Source organism: Marinobacter sp. DUT-1, from assembly GCF_050379415.1.
Classification (GTDB): Bacteria; Pseudomonadota; Gammaproteobacteria; order Pseudomonadales; family Oleiphilaceae; genus Marinobacter.
In genome coordinates this window covers 1-2,426 of record NZ_JBNRLS010000014.1, presented here as the reverse complement: position 1 = coordinate 2,426, position 2,426 = coordinate 1, and the positions used below count along the sequence as shown (strand labels likewise).

Below are 2,426 nucleotides of genomic sequence, written 5' to 3'. Positions count from 1 at the left end.
GCGGGTTTGAAAGAGTTTGAAAACGCTGAAAACTAACGGTTGACAAGGTCGGGATTCGATGTAGAATACGCGGCCTTGATTGAGCAGAGGCTCAACGCTCTTTAAAAAGTTAACCAAGTAATTCGTGTGGGCGCTGGCCGAGGTATTTCGGACACGAAATATCAGGACAGTGACTCGTCGAAATTGAGTTTTGTCTTGAGCAAGAATAGAGAATCTTCGGATTCTTGTATGATTTAAACTGAAGAGTTTGATCATGGCTCAGATTGAACGCTGGCGGCAGGCTTAACACATGCAAGTCGAGCGGTAACAGGGGGTGCTTGCACCCTGCTGACGAGCGGCGGACGGGTGAGTAATGCATAGGAATCTGCCCAGTAGTTGGGGATAGCCCGGGGAAACCCGGATTAATACCGAATACGCCCTACGGGGGAAAGCAGGGGATCTTCGGACCTTGCGCTATTGGATGAGCCTATGTCGGATTAGCTAGTTGGTGGGGTAACGGCTTACCAAGGCGACGATCCGTAGCTGGTCTGAGAGGATGATCAGCCACATCGGGACTGAGACACGGCCCGAACTCCTACGGGAGGCAGCAGTGGGGAATATTGGACAATGGGGGCAACCCTGATCCAGCCATGCCGCGTGTGTGAAGAAGGCTTTCGGGTTGTAAAGCACTTTCAGTGAGGAGGAAAACCTTATGGCTAATACCCATGAGGCTTGACGTTACTCACAGAAGAAGCACCGGCTAACTCCGTGCCAGCAGCCGCGGTAATACGGAGGGTGCAAGCGTTAATCGGAATTACTGGGCGTAAAGCGCGCGTAGGTGGTTTGGTAAGCGAGATGTGAAAGCCCCGGGCTTAACCTGGGAACGGCATTTCGAACTGTCAGACTAGAGTGTGGTAGAGGGTAGTGGAATTTCCTGTGTAGCGGTGAAATGCGTAGATATAGGAAGGAACACCAGTGGCGAAGGCGGCTACCTGGACCAACACTGACACTGAGGTGCGAAAGCGTGGGGAGCAAACAGGATTAGATACCCTGGTAGTCCACGCCGTAAACGATGTCAACTAGCCGTTGGGGATCTTGAATCCTTAGTGGCGCAGCTAACGCACTAAGTTGACCGCCTGGGGAGTACGGCCGCAAGGTTAAAACTCAAATGAATTGACGGGGGCCCGCACAAGCGGTGGAGCATGTGGTTTAATTCGACGCAACGCGAAGAACCTTACCTGGCCTTGACATCCTGCGAACTTTCTAGAGATAGATTGGTGCCTTCGGGAACGCAGTGACAGGTGCTGCATGGCCGTCGTCAGCTCGTGTCGTGAGATGTTGGGTTAAGTCCCGTAACGAGCGCAACCCCTATCCCTAGTTGCTAGCAGTTCGGCTGAGAACTCTAGGGAGACTGCCGGTGACAAACCGGAGGAAGGTGGGGATGACGTCAGGTCATCATGGCCCTTACGGCCAGGGCTACACACGTGCTACAATGGCGCGCACAGAGGGCTGCAAACTCGCGAGGGTAAGCCAATCTCTTAAAACGCGTCGTAGTCCGGATCGCAGTCTGCAACTCGACTGCGTGAAGTCGGAATCGCTAGTAATCGCGAATCAGAATGTCGCGGTGAATACGTTCCCGGGCCTTGTACACACCGCCCGTCACACCATGGGAGTGGATTGCACCAGAAGTGGTTAGTCTAACCTTCGGGAGGACGATCACCACGGTGTGGTTCATGACTGGGGTGAAGTCGTAACAAGGTAGCCGTAGGGGAACCTGCGGCTGGATCACCTCCTTAAACGAAGCCGAATGCTTCGGTCAGAGTCCACACGAATTACTTGGTTGGCTAATAAAGAGAGCAAAAGGGTCTTGCAGGCCCGCACTTTCGGGTCTGTAGCTCAGTTGGTTAGAGCGCACCCCTGATAAGGGTGAGGTCGGTGGTTCAAATCCACCCAGACCCACCAAAATTGCGTTATCCGTCGTTATCGCCGGGCTCACGTGCTACTCGCACGCTACACCCGTCGATGCCTAGGCTAACCCAATTTTCCGAGTCGGCCGATAATTTCGAAGTTGACTTGGTTTGGTAGGCCTCGAAAGTTGAGGCGATCGCGGATGCGCCGGACAGGTTTTGTCAATCTAGGCGCGGCGTGAGCGAGTGAAGGAGTGACCCTCGATGGGTCATGACTGATGCGAGCGAATGCTGCAACGACGAGTGACGAAAGCTGGACAAGCAGACGGGGCCATAGCTCAGCTGGGAGAGCGCCTGCCTTGCACGCAGGAGGTCGGCGGTTCGATCCCGCCTGGCTCCACCAAAAGCCTGAAAGATCGATGATTGCTGACGAAAGTCAGTGTACAGAAACGAATGTTTCATTGTGATGAAGCCTTCCTTTCTGATCACTGGGTCAGATTTGCTCTTTAACAAATTGGACGAGATAGAACACGAATATTC

2 tRNA genes and 1 rRNA gene are annotated in these 2,426 nt (G+C 53.5%); all 3 read left to right on the top strand.

Annotation, left to right across the window (positions count from 1 at the left end):
• Positions 1 to 235: 235 nt before the first annotated feature.
• The 3 genes from ACQUTG_RS18425 to ACQUTG_RS18415 all read left to right on the top strand — a co-directional run bounded on the left by ACQUTG_RS18425 (position 236) and on the right by ACQUTG_RS18415 (position 2,289).
• Positions 236 to 1,775 (top strand): 16S ribosomal RNA (locus tag ACQUTG_RS18425).
• An 89-nt stretch (positions 1,776 to 1,864) separates the two neighbouring features.
• Positions 1,865 to 1,941 (top strand) — tRNA-Ile (locus ACQUTG_RS18420).
• Positions 1,942 to 2,213: 272 nt separating this feature from the next.
• Positions 2,214 to 2,289 (top strand) — tRNA-Ala (locus ACQUTG_RS18415).
• Positions 2,290 to 2,426: the final 137 nt, after the last annotated feature.